This is a genomic window from Citricoccus sp. (genome assembly GCF_032154715.1).
Classification (GTDB): Bacteria; Actinomycetota; Actinomycetes; order Actinomycetales; family Micrococcaceae; genus Citricoccus.
Genome location: NZ_JALDXU010000034.1, coordinates 1 through 18114, shown reverse-complemented (window position 1 = coordinate 18114; position 18114 = coordinate 1). Strand labels below are relative to the sequence as shown.

Here is an 18114-nt window from a genome sequence, read left to right as displayed (position 1 = left end):
CTCAGAGGTCCTTGCCGGCCGCCAGGTCCTCGTCGACCTGGGCGAAGACCTCCTGGGCCAGCTTGAAGGCGATGTTGGCGGCCGGGACGGAGGAGTAGATGGCGGTCTGCAGCAGGATCTCTTTGATCTCCTCCCGCGTCAGGCCGTTGCGCAGAGCCGCACGGAGGTGCATGGCGGCCTCGTCCCAGTATCCACCCGTGACCATCGCGGAGATGGTGACGGCCGAACGCATCTTGCGGTCCAGGCCCGGGCGGGTCCAGATGGTCCCCCAGGCGTAACGCGTGATGAGGTTCTGGAAGTCCTCGGTGGTCTCGTCCTTGTTGGCCTCGGCCCGGTCCACATGGGCGGTGCCGAGGACCTCGCGGCGCACGGCCATGCCGGCGTCGTAGACCTCCTGGGAGGTGCGGCCCATCTGGTGTCCCACCGGCTGGCCGGTCTGGTTCTCGCTCATGCGGTGAAGGCCTCCTTCAGGATGGCGGCGGTCTCGGCGGGCTTCTCGATCGGTGCCTGATGTGCCACGTTCTCCAGCACGTGGGCCTGACCGGAGGCGACGCCGGCCGCGATCGCCTCGCCGTCGGCCGGCGGGCAGACCCCGTCCTCGGCGCCGTGGAGGGCCACGATCGGGACGGTGATGTCCCCCAGTCGCTCGCGTACGTCGAAGCCGCCGAGGGCCTCGCACAGCCGGGCGTAGGAGAAGCGGTCGGCCTCCTGCAGGGTGTGCAGCAGGCGGGTGGTGCGCTCGGCGTGCTGCTCGATGAATCCCGGGGCGAACCACTTCTCGGCGGAGCCGGCCACCATGGACGGGGTGCCGGCCGCCTCCACGAAGGTGGCGCGCTCCTGCCAGGCCTCGGTCTGGCCGATCTTCGCGGCGGAGCAAATCACGGCGATGCCGTCGAACAGGTCACCGTGATCCAGGCCGAGCTGCAGGGCGACGGCCCCGTTGATGGAGACGCCGGCGTAGTAGACCTTGGCTCCGGCCGGGATGGTCCCGGCCGCATGCTGGGCCTTCACCAGGTCGGCCACGGCGTTGGCCAGATCCGCCATGGTGATTGGCGCGTTGTGGGCCGGGGACTGGCCGTGGCCGGGCAGGTCCCAGCCGATGACCTGGAAGCGGTCCGCCAGTTCGTTGGCGGCCTCCGCCCAGAGGGCCTGCACTCCGGTGCCGAGGCCGGCCCCCACGAACAGGACGTCCTTGTCCGGGGCGGCCTCGCCCTCGCCGGCGAGGCGGATGGCGGTGATCTCGGGTGTGCTCACGTGGTGCTCCATTCTGCGGGTGTGATGCGGAGGTCAAGCGGTTGTCTGCGGCGGCGGCCGGTCAGCGGGCGGGCCCTCCGGCAGGGCTGCGCTGTTCGGCGAAGCCTCGGTGTGCGGCGACGAGGCGGTCCACCAGAGTGGTGGCCTCACCGGTGTAGTTGGCGGGGTCGAGCAGGCCGTCCAGCTCAGCGTCCGAGACGGTGTCCGGCAGGGCGGCGCGCAACAGGCTGCGGAAGTCGCTCCCCTGCTGCTGGCTGTGCTGTGATTCCAGGCTGCGGTCCACGATCTCCTGCAGCCGATCTTTGCCGGAGCGGGTCACGCCGGAACCGGCCTCCTCGAGGAGCGGGGCCAGTTCTGCCATGAGGCGCTCGGAGACCAGCAGGGGCCCCACCCGGTTCAGGTTCTCGGCCATGCGGTCCGTGTTGACGCGCAGGCCGGAGACGAGTTCCGCCGTCCGGGCGGCGGCTCCCCCGGCGGTGCGCATCAGCTGGCGCAGGGCGGGCCACTCGGCGTGCCAGCCCCCGTCCGGGCGCTCCTCGTTGGCCGCGCCGGCGGCGGTGAGGACCTGGGCGAGGGTGCCGGGGGCGCCGAGGGCGCCGGCGTGGATCATCACGGACAGCACGGGGTTCTGCTTGTGCGGCATTGCGGAGGATCCACCGCGGCCGACGACCAGCGGCTCACCGAGTTCGCCGTTCTCGATGCGGGCGGAGATCAGCACGTCGTTGGCGATCTTGCCGCAAGCCGCCACCACATCGGCCAGGGCGGCGGCCAGCCCGGTGATGGGCATGCGGTTGGTCTGCCACGGTCCGGGGGGAGCCGTCAGGCCCAATCGCTGTGCCAGGTCCTCGACGAGGGTGAAGGCATCGGTGGCGGCGCTCAGCGTTCCGTCAGCCCGCGCTGTGGCCACGCGGCCGGCCAGGGCGGCCATGGTGCCCGCGGCACCGCCCCACTGGATCGGCAGGTCAGCGGCGGCGTCCTCGAGCCGGCGGCCGGCCTGGGCCAGACCGGACATCCAGCCCGCGGCCCTCAGGCCGAAGGTGGAAGGCAGCGAATGCTGCGCGAGGGAGCGGGCCACCATGGGGGTGGCGCGGTGCTCGGCGGCCATCGCCGCCAGGGATCCGACGGCGGTACGCAGGTCTGCCAGGATCGTCCCGGCGACCTGGGCGGCCATCCGCAGCATGGCGGTGTCCATGATGTCCTGGCTGGTGGCACCCACATGGATGGCGGAGGAGACCCCGGGCTCGGCGGGGGCGGCCTGCGCGGCCCGGGCCCGCATGGCCTTGAGTGCTGGAATGAGGACGTTTCCGCCGTTCTGACCGGCGTGGGCGAGCCCGATCAGGTCGTAGTCCGCGAGGTGGCGCGGGTCGGCGGCCTCGGCGGCAGCCTCCGCCTGGGCGCCGGTGACCATGCCGTGCTCGGCGAGGACCGCCGTCCATGCGGCCTCGACCTGCAGGAGGTGGAGCAAGTAGTTCGCGTCCGAGGACTGGACCACCGCGGTGGTGCCGGAGGACAGCGGGTCCAGCAAGCCGGCGTCGGCCTCCACGGCCAGCGCCGTCAGTCCCGGCACTCCGGACAACTCAGCCACACCGAGCGAACCAGCTGAACCGGACGCGGTGGCCTGGTGGTCTGACGGCGACGCGGGCGTGGACATCGGTGGGCGCTCTCCTGGGGTGGTGGGGTTGTTTCTAGGCTATCCGCACCGATGGCCCGGCGGGCCTTTGCGTCCGTTCTCGTCACGGATGCGCAGGTCCCGCCGGGCCATCAGGCGGCGGTGTGCCGGGCGGTGCCGGTACTCATCCGGGCCACCGGATCAGTCGTGCACCGGGTACTCGATGCCGGGGAACTGCAGGAAGACGGTCTCCTGGTCCCCCTGCAGGTGGATATCGAACCGCAGGGTCCCATCGGCCTCGCGCTCGGCGATCAGCGTCTGGCGGCGGTCCGCCTCCACGGAGGAGAGCAGTGCGTCCTTCTCCAGGGCGGCCGTGTCCTCCGGCAGGTAGATCCGGGTGTGCAGCTTGTTCATCAGGCCGCGGGCGAAGACCACCACGTGGATGAACGGCGCCTTGCCCTCCTCCGTGGCACCGGGGTTCACGGTGGAGAAGGTGTAGGTGCCCACGTTGTCCGCGGTGGCCCGGCCCCAGCCGGTGAAGGTCCAGCCGTCACGGACCAGCGAGCCGGTCTCCTGCGGGATCTGACCGTTCTCGTCGGCCTGCCAGATCTCCACCATGGCGTCCGGGATCGGAGCCCCGGAGCCGTCATAGAGGGTGCCGGTCAGGCGCACGGCCTTCGGGCTGGCGGGGTTGACGAGGTTCTGTCCGTCCCGGATGGGGATGTGCACGTTCTCGTACGCCGAGGCGTAGCCGAAGAAGGGGCCGATGGTCTGGCCCGGCGTCGCCACCAGCTTCTCGCCGCCAGTGCGTGCCGATTCAAGCTGGTTCTTCTCAATGCGCATCGTGCTCGTCCTCCATCCAGGTACGGTTGCTGCCGGTCAGGACGATGTCCCAGTAGTAGCCGGTGTTCCACTCGTGCGTGGAGACGTTGTGATCGTACGTAGCGACCAGGCGGTCACGGGCCTTCTGGTCCGTGATCGACTGGTAGATCGGGTCCAGGCTGAACAGCGGATCGCCCGGGAAGTACATCTGGGTGATCATGCGCTGGGTGAAGTCCGTGCCGAACAGCGAGAAGTGGATGTGCGCCGGACGCCACGCGTTGTGGTGGTTCTTCCACGGGTACGGGGCCGGCTTGATGGTGGTGAACTCGTAGAAGCCCTTGTCATCGGTGATCGTGCGGCCCACACCGGTGAAGTTCGGATCCAGCGGCGCCGGGTGCTGATCGCGCTTGTGCACGTAGCGGCCGGACGCGTTCGCCTGCCAGATCTCCACCAGTTGGTTGCGCACCGGGCGTCCGTCGCCGTCCAGCACGCGGCCGCGGACCACCATGCGCTCACCCAGCGGCTCGCCGTTGCCCTGGACCGTCAGGTCCGATTCCAGGGTGTGGACGTCCCGGTGGCCGAAGGCCGGTGACCACAGCTCGATGGTCTCCGGGTCCGTGTGGTGCATGTCCTTGGTGGGGTGACGCAGCAGGGAGCTGCGGTACGGCGGGAAATTCACGCGCGGCTGGGTCTCCCCGGACGCCGAGTCGTGAATGCCCTTGATCTCGGCGCTGATGGTCTCCTGGGAGTCCTGCGTCGCGGCGGGGTCGAGCACGTGGCTGTTGTCAAAGGTCTCGTCGTCCTCGACGACGGGTCCGGTGTTCTCGGTGATGTCGTTGCTCACGGGCTGCTCCTTTCTACGGTTCTGATGCTGCAGTGGGCGGGATCATTGACAGTGATGCGGTGGTGCGGTGGTGCGGGGAGGAGACCGGGCCCGACGTCGGCCGGTCCCCTCCAGCGCCGGCCCGCGGGCCGGCGTCGGGCACCGGTCAGGCGTGCGGCCAGCCGGTGTACGACTCGGCCAGGTACTGCTGGCCGTAGCGCGAGGAGGTGACGGTCTCCAGCTCACCGAGCGCGCGCTTGGTCTCGAACGGGTGGGCGTCCTGGCGGGTGTGGAGCATGGACGTCATCCAATAGGAGAAGTTCTGGGCCTTCCAGACACGCTTCAGGGCGGTCTCCGAGTAGCCGTCCAGCAGCTCGCGGGATCCGGTGGCGTAGAACGAGTCCAGGGCCTCGAACAGCACCTTGATGTCCGCGAACGCCAGGTTCAGGCCCTTGGCCCCGGTCGGCGGGACGGTGTGTGCGGCGTCCCCGGCCAGGAACATGTTGCCGTGGCTCATGGGCTCGCGGACGAAGGAGCGGAATCCGAGCACCGTCTTGTCGAAAATCGGGCCCGTCTTGAGCTGGAAGCCGTCCGGGCCGTCCACGCGCTTCTGCAGCTCGGACCAGATCCGGTCGTCCGACCAGTCCTCCGTCTTCTCTGCCGGATCACACTGGAAGTACATCCGCTGGACGTTCGCGGAGCGCTGGGAGATCAGGGCGAAACCGTGCGGGGAGTTCGCGTAGATCAGCTCCGGCGAGGACTTCGGGGCCTCCGTAAGGATCCCGAACCAGGCGAAGGGGTACTCGGTCTTGAAGTCCTGGTGGCCCTGTTCCTGGCCCACCGCGCGGCGGCAGAAGGAGCGGGATCCGTCAGCGCCCACGAGGATGTCGCAGTGGACCTCGTGGACGGCGTCCGGGTCCGCGCCGGCGGAGACGTCCCGGTAGCGGATCTTCGGGGTGTCCGTCTTCAGGTCCGCCACCTCGATGACCTCGGACTCGTAGCGGAGGTCTCCGCCGTCCCGCTGCCGGGCCGCGGCCAGGTCGATGAACACCTCGTTCTGCGCGTACAGGGTGACCGTGGCGTCCACGAGGTCAGGGAAGTTCAGCGGGTGTGACTCGCCGTTGAAGCGCAGGTCGATGCCCTCGTGCTCGTCCCCGTGGGTCAGCACGCGGCCGTCCACACCGGACTCTGTCAACATCTTCACCGCCTGCTGTTCCAGGATGCCGGCGCGGTGGGTGTTCTTGATGGTCTCCTGGTCCCGCAGTTCGACGACCACGTTCTCGATGCCCTGTTTCGAGAGCAGGTGAGAGAGCAGGAGCCCGGCGGGGCCGCCACCGACGATGCCCACCTTCGTCCGGGTGACCTGTGGTGCATCTGCGCCGTCTGCGCTGGCTGCCATTCCAACTCCTTCGTTGTGCCGGGGCTCCGCGGGCGGGCTAGGCCTCACCGCGCGGGGATGTCGTCAAGACCGCACGCCGCAGGGCCGGGCCTTCTGCCACCAGTGTGATGGAGCGTACAGACGTTTGACGCATCAATTCTCATTGAGTGAGAAGGAGGATCGCGATGCAGGTCACTCCCCGGTGTTCGGCAGCGCCACCGGCGGATGCTGCGGGAACACCGTGTCCGAGGCCGGCATGGCCGCCTGGGGGCCCAGCGCGCGGCTGATGCCGCGCGCCGCGGCCAGCAGCATCGGTGCCAGTCCGGGCCGGAATTCCGAGGAGCGGGGCACCACCACACCGAGGGCCGCCACGGCATGGCCCTCCGGCGAGAGGACCGGCACGGCGACGCCGGTGGCCTCCGAGTCGATCTGTCCATCCGCCGAGGCCCACCCCTGCTGGCGCACCTCGGCGAGGAGCTGCCGGAGTTCCGGCTCGGTCGGGTTGAACACGTTCTGCGCGTTGCCGCGCAGCGCGACCCCACCCAGGGTGCCGGACGCCCCGGAGGTGGCGGGGCCGGCGTCGTGCCAGGGGCCCTTCAGCGGCGCGCCGAGCTCGGTCGCGCGCTCGGCGAGGAAGGACTCGGTGATGTGGCGTCGGGAGAAGGCGAGCAGCACGAGGCCGAGGGAGGTGGTGAAGGTCGGCATCCGGCCGGCGATGGTGGCCTGATTGGGAACGGCACCCCGGGCGGAGAGCCGCTCGAGCACCAGCACACCGTTGGCGTCCAGCACCGCGATCTGCGTGTGCTGGCGCAGCACCGCCTGGACGTCGTCCATGTACGGCATGGCCGCCTGCCGCAGGGAGGTACCGGGGGCGGAGCGGGAGGCCAGCTCCCAGAGCTTCATGCCGGGCCCGACGGCGCCGTCCGGCGCCCGCTCGAGCAGGCCCGCCACAACGAGCCGATCCACCCACCGGTAGGCACTGGGCAGGGGGATGGCGGCGCGACGGGCGAGGGCGGAGATGGACAGGGTGGGCCGGTCCGTGTCGAAGGCGCCGAGGATCCGGATCAACCGGTCCAGGGTGGTGTCATTGGGGTGCTCCTCCGCCATACCCCGAGCCTACCGACTGCCCCGCCCCCCGCTTTCCGGGCAGAAATTCGGAATCCGCCATAACTCCAGGCTTTTGCGGGCGGAAATTAGTACTAGTCTCTGGCCGCAAAACGCCATCAGCTGACACGGCGGGCCGGGTGGTCCAGTGGAGGCAAGCGGGCCGGTTGGGACAGGCGGGCACGGACCTGCCGGATGACATCACGGAGATCGTCGTGCAGGTCCTCCACAGTGATCCGGATGACGATCCAACCATGGCGTTCGAACCAGGCATCGCGGCGGGCGTCGATCAGCTGCTGCTCCGGGGTGCGATGGTGCTCGCCGTCGTACTGGAGGGCGACCTTGGCCTCCCGAAATCCGAGGTCAGCCGGGTACGCGTCGCCATCCAGGGCGGTGGCATGGACCTGCAGCTCCGGTTCGGGCAGGCCCGCGTCCACCAGCATCAACCGGACGAGCGTCTCTGTCGGAGAATCCGCGCCCACCCGAATCCGGGGCAGCGCGGCCCGCGCCAGACGGACCCCTTTGAATCGACCCACGCGGTGAAGCGCCCTCTCCACGTCCCCCGGGGTGCTGACTGGTTCCATCCGTCCGCCCCTGACCCACGGATGCTTGACGAGATGGTCGCCGGCGGCCACCAGGTGAGCCTCCTGCCCCGGCCGGAACAGGGACGCCAGGTCCAGCCACGTGCGCTCCGGACTGGTGCACGGCAAGCCGAGGTGGAGTACGAGGTCGGCTGGGTCCAGCGGGCGGCGATGTCCCGTGATCCCGGGGCGGCGGCTGCGCAACTCCGGCCCGGGTCCCGTGATCTGCAGATCCGGCTCGTCTGCGAGCCAGGGCGGCAGCGGGATCCCGTAGAGATGCGCCGCCGACTGGTGGGAGAGGGCTCCCCCCGTCACCTCCAGTAGCGCAGTCAGGAACTGTGGGTCCAGGCCATGCTCGGGATCGGGAAGACCGAGCTCGGCCCACCGCGGAAACTCGAGAGCACGATGTCGGTACAAGCCATGGGCCAATCGCTCGACATCGGACGCCAACAGCCTGTCGATGGGCACCCCTTGAGCCCGCGCCTGGCCATGGGAAAAAGGGGCGGCGCACAAGTCCTGGGGAAGCGGCCGGCGTCGAGACATAAGGCCAGCCTGGCGGGCGGGGACACCTTCCGAACTACAGCGATCAGCGAACTGTGGACAACACGCCCGGCCGTCCACAGACCACTCGCCATTAACGCGCTTTGCGGGCAGAGATGAGTACTCATCTCTGCCCGCAAAGCGGAGGGGTGGGCGGGGTGGGGCGGGGAGGTTACTTGGCCAGCGCGTCCTCGGGGCGGAAGCCCTTCTTGGCGAGCTGGATCTGTTCGTAGACGTGGTGGCGGAGTTCGGAGAAGCGCTGCGAGGAGCGGGTCTCGAGCTGATCGCGCTCGTCCGGCAGGTCGATCAGGACGTCTTCCTGGATCACGGTGGGCGAGGAGGACAGGATGATGACGCGTTCGCCGAGGTAGACGGACTCGTCGATGTCGTGGGTGACGAACAGGATGGAGACACCGAGCTTCTTCCAGACGCTGCGGACGAGGTCCTCCAGATCGGCGCGGGTCTGGGCGTCCACGGCAGCGAAGGGCTCGTCCATGAGCAGCACCTGGGGCTGGTAGGCCACGGCGCGGGCGATGGCCACGCGCTGCTGCATGCCGCCGGAGAGCTGCCAGGGGTAGGACTTGGGCACGTGGGCCAGACCGACGGCCTCGAGGGCGTTGTCCACGAGCTCGTCCCGCTTGGCCTTGTCCATCCCGGCGTTCTTCAGGGGAAGTTCCACGTTGTCCCGCACCCGCATCCAGGGGAACAGGGAGCGGCCGTACTCCTGGAAGACCACGGCCATGGACTTCGGCGGACCGGTGACCTTCTTGCCGTGCAGGGTGACCTCCCCGGCACTGGGGGCCAGCAGGCCGGCGATGCACTTAAGGAGGGTGGTCTTGCCCGAGCCCGAAGGCCCGACCAGGCAGGCCAGCTGGCCCTGGGGCAGGTCGAAGGTGAGGTTCCGGACGGCCTCGATGTCGCCGCCGTCGGTGTGGTACACCTTCTTCATGTTCCGCACGGAGAGCATGGCCTCGCCGTCCGGCATGGTCTTGCCGACGGTGATCAGCCCGTCCGGGGTCTCGGCCACGCCGCCCTGGGAGATGACGGCGCCTGCGGTGGAAGTCTGGTCAGAAGTCATGGTGGCTTCCTTTTCGGTGTGAGACGTGGGGTATGAATCAGCGTGAACTGGGTCGGGGCTGACGGGTTCGGTGGGCTCAGGCCGCATTCTCGATCTCCCTCAGGCCGTGGTACCAGCGCAGCACGTTGCGCTCGATGAGCTGGAAGATGAAGGACATGATCACGCCGATGATGCCCAGCAGCACGATGCCGGACCACATCTCCGGGATCGCGAAGGACCGCTGGAACTGCACGATGGTGAAGCCCAGACCGGAGGAGGCGGCGAACATCTCGGAGATGACCATCAGGATCAGCGCGATCGACAGGGACTGGCGGATGCCGGCCATGATCTGCGGCATGGCCGAGGGCAGGATCAGGTAGCGGACCCGGTTGAAGCCCTTGATCCCGTAGGTGTGCGTGGTGTCCGCCAGGACCTCGTCCATCGAGCGCACGCCCTCGATCGTGTTGAGCAGGATCGGCCAGAGCGCGCCGGAGATGATCACCGCGATCTTCATGTCGTCCCCGATGCCGATCAGCAGCATCAGGACCGGGATCAACACGGTCGGCGGGATCGCGCGGAAGAACTCGAGTGTGGGCTCGGTCAGGGCGCGCAGCCAGCGGACCGAGCCGATCAGCAGGCCGCCGACGATGCCGATGATGATCGAGCCGGCGATGCCGAACAGCAGGCGGGTCAGCGAGGGAATCACGTCCGTGGTGATCCGGTCCCCGGTCCAGGTCTCGAAGAAGGTCTCCACCAGCAGTGCCGGGGTGGGCACGAAGAAGTTCTTCTCCCCCACCGCGGTGGAGATGTACCAGATCAGTACCAGGATCACGGGCAGGGCCGCGATGAAGAACAGGCCCTTGGCCATACTCCAGATCCGCTTGGCGGCCGGGCTCTTCTTGGCGGGGGACGACGGCGGCGCCGACCGGGAGGTGCCCGGTCCGCCTGCCGCTGGGGTCAGGTTGACGGTAGTGGCGAGGGGGGCATCGGCGCTCATTTGGCGACCTCCGTTCGGACCGAGGAGTGCCAGGACAGCACCTTGCGCTCGATCATGCGCATGACCAGGTTGATGAGGACGCCGAGCAGGCCGGTCGCCAGGATGAGGGCGTACATCGCCACGTAGGAGCCACCGGACTGGGCCTTGGCGATCTCGGCGCCCAGGCCCGGGGTGCCGATGATCAGCTGGGCGGTGATCGCCAAAATCAAGGCCACGGCCGAGGCCAGGCGGATACCGGTCATCAGGTACGGCAACGCCGTGGGGAAGATGACGTAGCGCAGCCGCGCCAGTGGACCGAGCCCGTAGGACCGGGCGGTGTTCATGGCCACGTTGTCCACGTCGGCCACCCCGTACAGGACCTGGATCAGGACCTGCCAGAAGGACGCGTACACGATCAGCAGCAGGGCCGACCGGATGTCCACGCCGAACAGCAGCACGGCCAGCGGGATCAACGCCACGGACGGCACCGGGCGCATGAACTCGATGGTCGAGTTGGTGAACCGGCGCAGGAACGTGGACGAGCCGATCACAAAGCCCAGCACGGTCGCCGCGGTGCACGCGATCAGCATGCCCAGCAGCCACTGCCACATGGTGTCACCGACGGCCTGCCAGAACGCGGTCAGACCGAAGTTCCGGAACAGGTCCGCGATGGCCGCCGAGGCCGGGGGCAGGAACGTCGGGTTCACGATCCCGGTGCGCGGCAGCACCTCCCAGATCACCAGGAAGCCCAGCAGACCCACCAGCCCCAGGGACTTGGTGCCCCAGTTGCGGCGGGCCTTGCGCGTGGCCCGGGACGGACCGGACGACGTCGGCCGACCGGTCACCCCGGACTGCGCCACTGAGGTCCGCGGTGCCGCCGGATCCGGCCGCGTGGGGATGTCGAGACCGGCCACGGTGGCCGCATCGGTGTGCCGCCGGAGGTCTCCGCGGCGGCGGTCGGAACCACTGGAGGCCTCGAGACGGTGCAGCCGCTCGATCTCCGATTCACGGTGGGTGTCTCCGGGCCCGCCCGGGCCATGATGGCCCGGCGCGCCGGTGGACGAGGTTGATTCAGTCATCGATCGAGGTGCTCCGCTCGCGACAGGGGGTGGTCGTTGGGGACGGCTATGCTGACATTTTCGTCAACAATATTGTGACCCGTCCCACAGGCTGTGACCAGACTAGACACGAGTGTGACTTAGTTCAACAGTTCAACAATATTGACTTTCAAGTGAATTTCCGTCCGAGGGAAGCCGGCCCCCGCGGCGGACTGCTGGCACCAGGAGGCACCATGCTCGATCTGAACCTGATCCGGGTCTTCGTCGCGGTCATGGAGGAAGGCACCCTGACTGCCGCCGCAGCGCGCCTGAATCTCACTCAGCCCTCCATCACGCACTCCGTCAACCGCCTCCGCCGCGCCACGGGCGATGAGCTGTTCGCCCGCTCCGGCCGCGGGGTGGTGCCGACCCGGGCGGCCCGCCAGCTCTACGCGGAGGTGGCGACCATGCCCGCCGCCGCCGACGCGGCGGTGGCCAGCCTCGCAGACTTCGACCCCGCCCACGCCGCCGCCACCTTCCGGATCGCCGTCACCGACCTCGGCCAGCTGGTGTTCCTGCCCCGGCTGGTCCCCGCCCTCGCCACCACCGCACCCGGCTGCAGCCTGGACGTGGTTCAGCTGGACACCACCACCGCCGCGGACCTGCTGGCGGCCGGGGACCTCGACCTGGCGATCGCCTCCGCCCGCCCGCGCGGTGAGGTCCACGCCCTGCCCCTGCGCCGTGACCGCTATGTCTGCATCGCCCGCCGCGGCCGCCTCGGGCCGGCCCGCCCGACGGCCGAGGACATCTCCCGCGCCGCCCGGGTGGTCATCCGCGGCTCCACCGGCCACACACTCATCGAGGACCGCATGCCGGCACCCGCCGGCGGGTCCGTGGCCGTCTCCAGCTTCTCCGCCATCCCCGCTCTGGTGGCCGGCACGGACCTTCTCGCCTTCGTGCCGGAGATCCTCCTCGCGGAGTGGTTCCACGCCTGGGACATCGAGCAATGGCCCCTGCCCTACGAGGACACCGATGTGACGGTGCACGCCTACGCCGCGCCCCGGCCGCCGACCTCGGCCACGGCCTGGTTCGTTCCGTGGGCCGTCGACCAGCTTCAGGACCTGGGCACGACGAGACGCCATCCAGGGGCGGGCGACCTATAGATCAGGCCTATTTCTGACACGCAGAACGATCATTGGACCGCGTGTGATTCACGCCATACGGTGCCTCTATGACCCCTCCCTCACTGACACCGTCACAGACCACGCCCCTCACCCGGCATCGCGGCCGGCCCCTCGCGCGCCGCGGCCGCCTCCGGTCGCTCACGGCCGGCGTCGGGATCCTCACCCTCAGCGTCACCGTCACCCTGGGGTTGGCCGCCTGCGGTTCCGGTTCCCCCTCCGGCGGACAGGAGGCGACGTCGGCGGACACCGAGGCCGGCAGCGACTCGGGGGACCTGACCCCCATCCGCGTCGGGGCCATTCCCATCGGTGACGTCGCCCCGATCCACGTGGGCGTGAAGGAGGGCTTCTTCGAGGACGAGGGCCTGGACGTCGAGGTGGTGAACACCTCCGGCGGCGCCATCGCCGTACCCGGTGTGGTGGCCGGTGACTATGACTTCGCCTTCGGCAACACCGTCTCCCTCATGGTGGCCCGGGACCAGGGCCTGCCGCTGCAGTACGTGGCCAACGGCACCACCACCACGGGCGAGGAGGGCAAGGACTTCGCCGCCGTCATCGCCCTGGAGGACTCCGAGCTGGAGACGACCGCGGACCTGCAGGGCCAGACCGCCTCCTCGAACAACCTGATGAACATCGGGGACACCTCGATCCGCCTCGCCGTGGTCAACGCGGGCGGTGACGGCGCGGATATGGACTTCATCGAGCTGGCCTTCGGTGATGCCGCGGCCGCCGTGCAGAACGGCCAGGTGGAGGCGGCCCTGGTCCTGGAGCCCTACCTGACCCAGTCCCTCGACGCCGGCCTGAAGGCCGTGTCCTGGCCCTACGCCGAGGCCCATCCGGACCTGGACATCGGGGGCTACTTCACCACAGAGGAGGTCATCGAGCAGCGGCCGGAGGACGTCGAGGCGTTCACCCGCGCCATGCGCAAGTCCATGGAGTACAGCCAGGAGAACCCGGACGTGGTCCGCGAGGTGATCGGCGAGTACACCGAGACGGACCCGGAGATCCTCGAGCGCATCACCCTGCCGCGCTTCAAGGCCGATTTCTCCCGCGAGGCCATGACCGCCCTCGGCGAGGCCGCCGTGAAGTACGGCGTCATCGATGAGGCTCCGGACCTGGACGCCCTGCTGCCGGAGGGAACCGCATGACCACCACAACGCTCCAGCACGAGACCACCACGAAAGGACCCCAGACAGCCATGAAGGTCAGTGAGGCCGTCGGCCGCATCATCTCCCGCATGGGTGCCGCCCACGTCTTCGGCGTGGTCGGCTCCGGCAACTTCCGGGCCACCAACGCGCTCCTCGCCCCGAGCGAGCAGCGTCCGGACGGCGTGCCGTTCACGGCGGCCCGGCATGAGATGGGCGCCGCCTGCATGGCCGACGCCTTCTCCCGCTCCACCGGTCAGCTCTCCGTGGTCACCGTCCACCAGGGCTGCGGGCTGTCCAACGCGCTGACCGGCATCGGCGAGGCCGCCAAGTCCCGCACCCCCGTGCTGGTCATCTCCGGGGACACCCCCGGCGGTCAGTACGGTTCGAACTTCTACATCGACCAGGACAAGGTGGTCGAGGGCATGGGCGCGGTGCCCGAGCGGCTGTACTCCCCCGCCTCCGCCGTGGCGGACACCATCCGCGCCGTGACCCGGGCCGTCAACGACCGGCGCACCGTGGTGCTGTCCATGCCCCTGGACGTCCAGGAGGGCACCATCCCGGAGGGCCAGCGCGCCCTGGTGGATTCGGTGACCCCGCCCGTGCCGCCCACGCCGGCCGGCGCCTCGCCGGAGGCGGTCGAGCGGATCGCCGAGCTGCTGGCCGGCGCCGAGCGCCCGGTGATCGTGGGCGGTCGGGGTGCCGCGGCCGGCGTCGGGCCCATCCGGGACCTGGCCGAGCGTGCGGGTGCACTGCTGACCACCTCGGCGGTGGGGCGCGGGCTGTTCCACGAGGATCCGTGGCACCTGGACGTGATGGGCGGCTTCTCCACGGACGGGGCCGCCGAGCTGGTGCGCCAGGCTGACGTGATGCTGGTGTTCGGCGCCGCCCTGAATCGGTGGACCACCCGGGACGGCACGCACCTGCGGGGCAAGACCGTCATCCAGGTGGATGACACCCCGGCGGCGTTCGGACTCCACTACCCGGTGGACGTGACCATCCTGGGCGACGCCGGCCTCACCGCCTCCGCCGCCGCCGTCGTCCTGGGCGAACGGCTGGCTTCCACCGGGGGCACGCAGACGGGATACCGGACCGAGGAGACCCGTGCCCGGGTGGCCGCGTCGCTGCACTGGCGGGACCAGCCCTTCGAGGATGTCTCCGAACCCGTGGTCCCCGGTGATCCGGACAGCGGGCGGATCGATCCGCGGCTGCTGACCAACCGGCTGGATGAGATGGTGCCGATGGAGCGGGTGGTGGTGCCGGACGGCGGCAACTTCAACGCCTATCCGGCCATGCACTTCCGGGTCCCGGACAACACGGGGTACTGCGTGCCGCTGGCGTTCCAGTCGATCGGCCTGGCCCTGTCCAGCGCCATGGGATCCCAGTTGGCCTCCCCGGACCGGATCGCCATTGCCGGCGTGGGCGACGGCGGGCTGCTGATGTCCCTCGTGGAGCTGGAGACCGCCGTGCGACTGCACATGCCGCTGATGGTGGTGGTCTACAACGACGCCGCCTACGGGGCCGAGGTGCACCACTTCGTCCATGAGACCGACCGCCTGGACACGGTGCAGTTCCCGCCGACGGACATCGCGGCCATCGCCGCCGGATTCGGCTGCGCGGCGGTGACCGTGCGGCAGGAATCCGACCTCGGTGCCGTGCAGGACTGGCTGGATGGTCCGCGGGACCGGCCGATCCTCATCGACGCGAAGATCGCCGACTTCCCCTCCTGGGTGCTGGCCCACAGCTTCGCGGCCGGCGAGTAGCCCTACCCACCATCGTTTTGAGGGCAGAGATGAGTACTCATCTCTGCCCTCAAAACGATGTAGTGCCGTCCACCGAACACGCCAGAGGAGAACCCATGAGTACCCGAAGCCCGCAGCCCTCCCTCCTGACCCGCCGACGGCTGCTGGCCGTCGGCACCGCCGCCGTCGTGGCCGGCACGGCCGCCGCCTGCGGGCAGGGCGACCCCTCCGGGGGCGGCGACACCGCTGGCGGCCCTGATGCGGCCGGCGGTTCCGGAGACCTGCGCGCGGTGACGGTCGGAGCCATACCGATCGTCGACGTCGCACCCCTGCACCTGGCGAAGGAGCAGGGTTTCTTCGAGGAGGCCGGCCTGGACGTCACGATCGAGTCGACCTCCGGCGGTGCCATCTCCTTCCCGGGAGTCTCCTCGGGCCAGTTCGACGTCGCCTTCGGCAACGTGGTGTCCATGATGGTGGCCCGTTCGCAGGGTATCGGCCTGAAGTTCTTCTGCTCCGGCAGCACCACCACGGGCGAACCCGGCAACGACAACGTCGCGCTCATCGCCGCCCCGGATTCCGGATTCGAGAGCATCCGCGACCTGGCGGGCAGGACGCTGTCCTCGAACCAGCTCGCGAACATCGGGGACACCGCGTGCCGGCAGGTCATGGACAAGGCCGGCGGAGACGGCGGGTCCTTGGAGTTCATGGAGATGGCCTTCCCGGACGTCCAGGCGGCCCTGGAGAACGGGCAGCTCGACGCCGGAGTGGTGGTGGAGCCTTTTGTCACCCCGGCCCTGGAAGCCGGCATGGTGGCCGTCTCCTGGCCGTACGCGGAGGCCAACCCCGAGCTCGACACCGGCGGGTACTTCGCGAGCGAGGAGACCCTCGAGAACGATCCGGGCCTGGTGCGGTCCTTCCGGGAGGCCCTGGTCCGCGGTCTGGAGTATGCCCAGCAGAATCCGGACGAGGTCCGCCGGATCACCGGCACCTATACCCAGACCCCGCCGGAGGTGCTGGAGAAGATGAAGCTTCCGCGGTTCCGGTCCGAGTTCAATCTGGAGGCCCAGGAGGAACTGGCGGAGACCGCCCGGATGTACGGCACGGTCACCGGGGAGCTGTCCGTTCCGGACATGTTCGCCGAGCTCTGAGGCGGCCGGTCTTCACCGGTTCACCCTCGCGGTGGGTATCTTACGAGGAGAACTCCAGGCGAAGGGACGTGGTGCGGGTGCAGGTCGACGGATCATGACGCTGGTCACCTCGCTGCTGGCGGCTACGGGCTACGGGCTCGTGGTCGCGTTCACCACGATGCCGGTCATCGCCATCATCGCCGTGCTGCTGGGGACGAAGAAGATGTCGAACGGCGTGTGGCTGACGATCGGATACGCGGGCGGTCTCGCCGTGGTGTTCGTCCTGGCCGTCGCCGGAGTCTCCGAATTGCCGTGGCCGCATCTGCGGCGGCCGAGCGGGGTGTTCGACGTGCTGGCCGGGATCCTGCTGGTGATCGTGGCTGGGGGATGGTGGCTGTGGTCCCGCCGGCGGCCGCGCGCCCAGGCTCGGGAATCCGATCACAGGTTCCTGCGCTGGCTCGCCTCGCTGGGACCGGCGAGCTGCGCCATGGTCGGGTTCCAATTCGGCTTCCACCCCGAGAACCTCGTCCTCACGATCGCCACGGCCCGGACGACGGTCGACCTCGGCTGGGCCATGACCTTGGTCGTCCTCGCCTGGTTCTGCCTCGTGGGCGTCTCCACGGTCGTCGGGCCCACACTGCTGTACGCGTCGTCCGGAGACCGGGCGACGGTGCGCCTGGCGGCGCTGCGCGACTGGATCAGCGCCCACGGCCCCACACTCACCGTGATCGTCCTCCTGGTGGCCGGGTCCGTGCTGATCGGGCTCGGCACCTGGCGGATCGCCGCCTGAGGAGCTGGAAGTCCCCGTTGCCCTTCCCAGGCCCGCGGCGCTACTCCAGCAGGAGGGCCGGCTCCTCCATGATGGCGGCGACATCGGCCATGAACCGGGCGGACAGGTCCCCGTCCACCACGCGGTGGTCGAAGGAACCGCCGAGGGTGGTGATCCACCGCGGGATGACCTCGCCGGAGACCACCCAGGGCTTCTGCCGGATGGTCCCGAAGGCCACGATGGCCACTTCGCCACGGTTGATGATCGGCGTGCCCGTGTCGATGCCCAGGGCTCCGATGTTCGTGATCGAGATCGTCCCGTCCGCCATCTCCGCCGGTTGCGTCTTGCCGTCCCGTGCCCGCTTGGCCAAGGTCCCGAGGGCCTCGGCCAGGTCGCGGAGGGACAGCTCGTTGGCGTTCTTGACGTTCGGCACGAGCAGCCCGCGCGGGGTCGCGGCGGCGATCCCGAGGTTCATGTAGTGCTTGACGAGGATCTCATCCTCCGTCCACGTCGCGTTGACGTGCGGGTTGCGCGCCGCGGCCCAGATGACGGCCTTCGCGAGGATCAGCAACGGGGTCACCTTGACGCCCTCGAACTCACGGGAGGTCTTGAGGCGTTTGACGAACTCCATGGTCCTCGAGGCGTCCACGTCCACGAAGATCGAGACGTGCGGGGCATCCCGGTACGACTCGGAGACCGCGGCCGCCGTCGCCTTGCGCACCCCCTTGACCCGGATCCGCTCGGTGCGCCGTGCGTTGTCACCGCTGTCCGGCATCCAGAACGAGCCGGAGGTGTCGATGTTCGTCTCCCGCTCGGCCAGGTAGTCCTCCACGTCCGTCCGCGTGACCTCGCCGAACTGACCCGTGGCCCGCACCTTGGTCAGGTCCACGCCCAGTTCCTTGGCGATGCGCCGCACCGGCGGCTTGGCCAGCACGCGTTCGAACAGCCCTGCCACGTCCGTCTGGCGTT

Annotated in this window: 17 protein-coding genes; 5 read left to right on the top strand and 12 right to left on the bottom strand. The window is 69.4% G+C overall.

Annotated features, from left to right (window positions below):
- Nucleotide 1: 1 nt before the first annotated feature.
- The 11 genes from pcaC to RUH65_RS07695 all read right to left on the bottom strand — a co-directional run bounded on the left by pcaC (nt 2) and on the right by RUH65_RS07695 (nt 10914).
- Complete coding sequence (gene pcaC / locus RUH65_RS07745; RefSeq protein WP_313816763.1) at nt 2–451, bottom strand: 4-carboxymuconolactone decarboxylase; 450 nt, start codon at nt 449–451, stop codon at nt 2–4.
- On the bottom strand, nt 448–1254 hold the full coding sequence (locus RUH65_RS07740) for an alpha/beta hydrolase (RefSeq protein WP_313816762.1): 807 nt from the start codon (nt 1252–1254) through the stop codon (nt 448–450). Before RUH65_RS07740 ends, pcaC begins: the two co-directional genes overlap by 4 nt.
- A 61-nt stretch (nt 1255–1315) precedes the next feature.
- Nucleotides 1316–2905 (bottom strand): lyase family protein, encoded by a 1590-nt coding sequence (locus RUH65_RS07735; RefSeq protein WP_313816761.1) that lies wholly within the window; start codon nt 2903–2905, stop codon nt 1316–1318.
- Nucleotides 2906–3064: 159 nt separating this feature from the next.
- Nucleotides 3065–3706, bottom strand: a complete 642-nt coding sequence (gene pcaG / locus RUH65_RS07730; protein WP_313816759.1) for a protocatechuate 3,4-dioxygenase subunit alpha — start codon at nt 3704–3706, stop codon at nt 3065–3067.
- Nucleotides 3696–4460, bottom strand: coding sequence for a protocatechuate 3,4-dioxygenase subunit beta (gene pcaH / locus RUH65_RS07725; RefSeq protein WP_396179813.1), 765 nt, complete (start codon nt 4458–4460; stop codon nt 3696–3698). Before pcaH ends, pcaG begins: the two co-directional genes overlap by 11 nt.
- Before the next feature lie 214 nt (nt 4461–4674).
- Nucleotides 4675–5907 carry a 4-hydroxybenzoate 3-monooxygenase gene (locus RUH65_RS07720; RefSeq protein WP_313816757.1) on the bottom strand — a complete coding sequence of 411 codons (1233 nt, stop codon included), beginning with the start codon at nt 5905–5907 and terminating at the stop codon, nt 4675–4677.
- Nucleotides 5908–6078: 171 nt separating this feature from the next.
- A complete protein-coding gene (locus RUH65_RS07715) occupies nt 6079–6993 on the bottom strand; it encodes an IclR family transcriptional regulator (protein WP_313816756.1) in 915 nt (304 codons plus the stop codon).
- A 116-nt stretch (nt 6994–7109) separates the two neighbouring features.
- A complete protein-coding gene (locus RUH65_RS07710; protein WP_313816755.1) occupies nt 7110–8039 on the bottom strand; it encodes a DUF559 domain-containing protein in 930 nt (309 codons plus the stop codon).
- 244 nt (nt 8040–8283) lie between these two features.
- Nucleotides 8284–9096, bottom strand: coding sequence for an ABC transporter ATP-binding protein (locus RUH65_RS07705; RefSeq protein ID WP_396179811.1), 813 nt, complete (start codon nt 9094–9096; stop codon nt 8284–8286).
- 169 nt (nt 9097–9265) lie between these two features.
- The gene (locus RUH65_RS07700) at nt 9266–10036 is read right to left on the bottom strand and encodes an ABC transporter permease (protein WP_313816774.1); all 771 of its coding nucleotides are present in this window, start codon (nt 10034–10036) and stop codon (nt 9266–9268) included.
- A gap of 125 nt (nt 10037–10161) precedes the next feature.
- Nucleotides 10162–10914 carry an ABC transporter permease gene (locus RUH65_RS07695; protein WP_396179809.1) on the bottom strand — a complete coding sequence of 251 codons (753 nt, stop codon included), beginning with the start codon at nt 10912–10914 and terminating at the stop codon, nt 10162–10164.
- 521 nt (nt 10915–11435) lie between these two features.
- On the opposite strand from RUH65_RS07695, the gene RUH65_RS07690 reads away from it, so the two are divergent.
- The 5 genes from RUH65_RS07690 (at nt 11436) to RUH65_RS07670 (ending at nt 17166) form a co-directional block, all read left to right on the top strand.
- Nucleotides 11436–12344, top strand: coding sequence for a LysR family transcriptional regulator (locus tag RUH65_RS07690; protein ID WP_313816753.1), 909 nt, complete (start codon nt 11436–11438; stop codon nt 12342–12344).
- A 68-nt stretch (nt 12345–12412) separates the two neighbouring features.
- Nucleotides 12413–13510, top strand: coding sequence for an ABC transporter substrate-binding protein (locus RUH65_RS07685; protein ID WP_313816751.1), 1098 nt, complete (start codon nt 12413–12415; stop codon nt 13508–13510).
- Complete coding sequence (locus tag RUH65_RS07680) at nt 13507–15270, top strand: thiamine pyrophosphate-binding protein (RefSeq protein ID WP_313816750.1); 1764 nt, start codon at nt 13507–13509, stop codon at nt 15268–15270. The genes RUH65_RS07685 and RUH65_RS07680 overlap by 4 nt, the downstream gene beginning before the upstream one ends.
- Before the next feature lie 95 nt (nt 15271–15365).
- Nucleotides 15366–16397 carry an ABC transporter substrate-binding protein gene (locus RUH65_RS07675; protein ID WP_313816749.1) on the top strand — a complete coding sequence of 344 codons (1032 nt, stop codon included), beginning with the start codon at nt 15366–15368 and terminating at the stop codon, nt 16395–16397.
- A 94-nt stretch (nt 16398–16491) separates the two neighbouring features.
- Nucleotides 16492–17166, top strand: a complete 675-nt coding sequence (locus tag RUH65_RS07670; protein WP_313816748.1) for a GAP family protein — start codon at nt 16492–16494, stop codon at nt 17164–17166.
- 40 nt (nt 17167–17206) lie between these two features.
- Here the strand turns inward: RUH65_RS07670 and RUH65_RS07665 are convergent.
- Nucleotides 17207–18114: dihydrolipoamide acetyltransferase family protein (locus RUH65_RS07665; RefSeq protein WP_313816746.1), on the bottom strand; the 908-nt coding region annotated here is incomplete at its 5' end.

What these genes read in the sequence shown, in the direction of transcription:
- pcaC (WP_313816763.1), bottom strand. Translation starts at nt 451, where the DNA reads ATGAGCGAGAACCAGACCGGCCAGCCGGTGGGACACCAGATGGGCCGC.
- RUH65_RS07735 (WP_313816761.1), bottom strand. Translation starts at nt 2,905, where the DNA reads ATGTCCACGCCCGCGTCGCCGTCAGACCACCAGGCCACCGCGTCCGGT.
- pcaG (WP_313816759.1), bottom strand. Translation starts at nt 3,706, where the DNA reads ATGCGCATTGAGAAGAACCAGCTTGAATCGGCACGCACTGGCGGCGAG.
- RUH65_RS07720 (WP_313816757.1), bottom strand. Translation starts at nt 5,907, where the DNA reads ATGGCAGCCAGCGCAGACGGCGCAGATGCACCACAGGTCACCCGGACG.
- RUH65_RS07715 (WP_313816756.1), bottom strand. Translation starts at nt 6,993, where the DNA reads ATGGCGGAGGAGCACCCCAATGACACCACCCTGGACCGGTTGATCCGG.
- RUH65_RS07705 (WP_396179811.1), bottom strand. Translation starts at nt 9,096, where the DNA reads ATGCCGGACGGCGAGGCCATGCTCTCCGTGCGGAACATGAAGAAGGTG.
- RUH65_RS07700 (WP_313816774.1), bottom strand. Translation starts at nt 10,036, where the DNA reads ATGGCCAAGGGCCTGTTCTTCATCGCGGCCCTGCCCGTGATCCTGGTA.
- RUH65_RS07690 (WP_313816753.1), top strand. Translation starts at nt 11,436, where the DNA reads ATGCTCGATCTGAACCTGATCCGGGTCTTCGTCGCGGTCATGGAGGAA.
- RUH65_RS07685 (WP_313816751.1), top strand. Translation starts at nt 12,413, where the DNA reads ATGACCCCTCCCTCACTGACACCGTCACAGACCACGCCCCTCACCCGG.
- RUH65_RS07680 (WP_313816750.1), top strand. Translation starts at nt 13,507, where the DNA reads ATGACCACCACAACGCTCCAGCACGAGACCACCACGAAAGGACCCCAG.
- RUH65_RS07675 (WP_313816749.1), top strand. Translation starts at nt 15,366, where the DNA reads ATGAGTACCCGAAGCCCGCAGCCCTCCCTCCTGACCCGCCGACGGCTG.
- RUH65_RS07670 (WP_313816748.1), top strand. Translation starts at nt 16,492, where the DNA reads ATGACGCTGGTCACCTCGCTGCTGGCGGCTACGGGCTACGGGCTCGTG.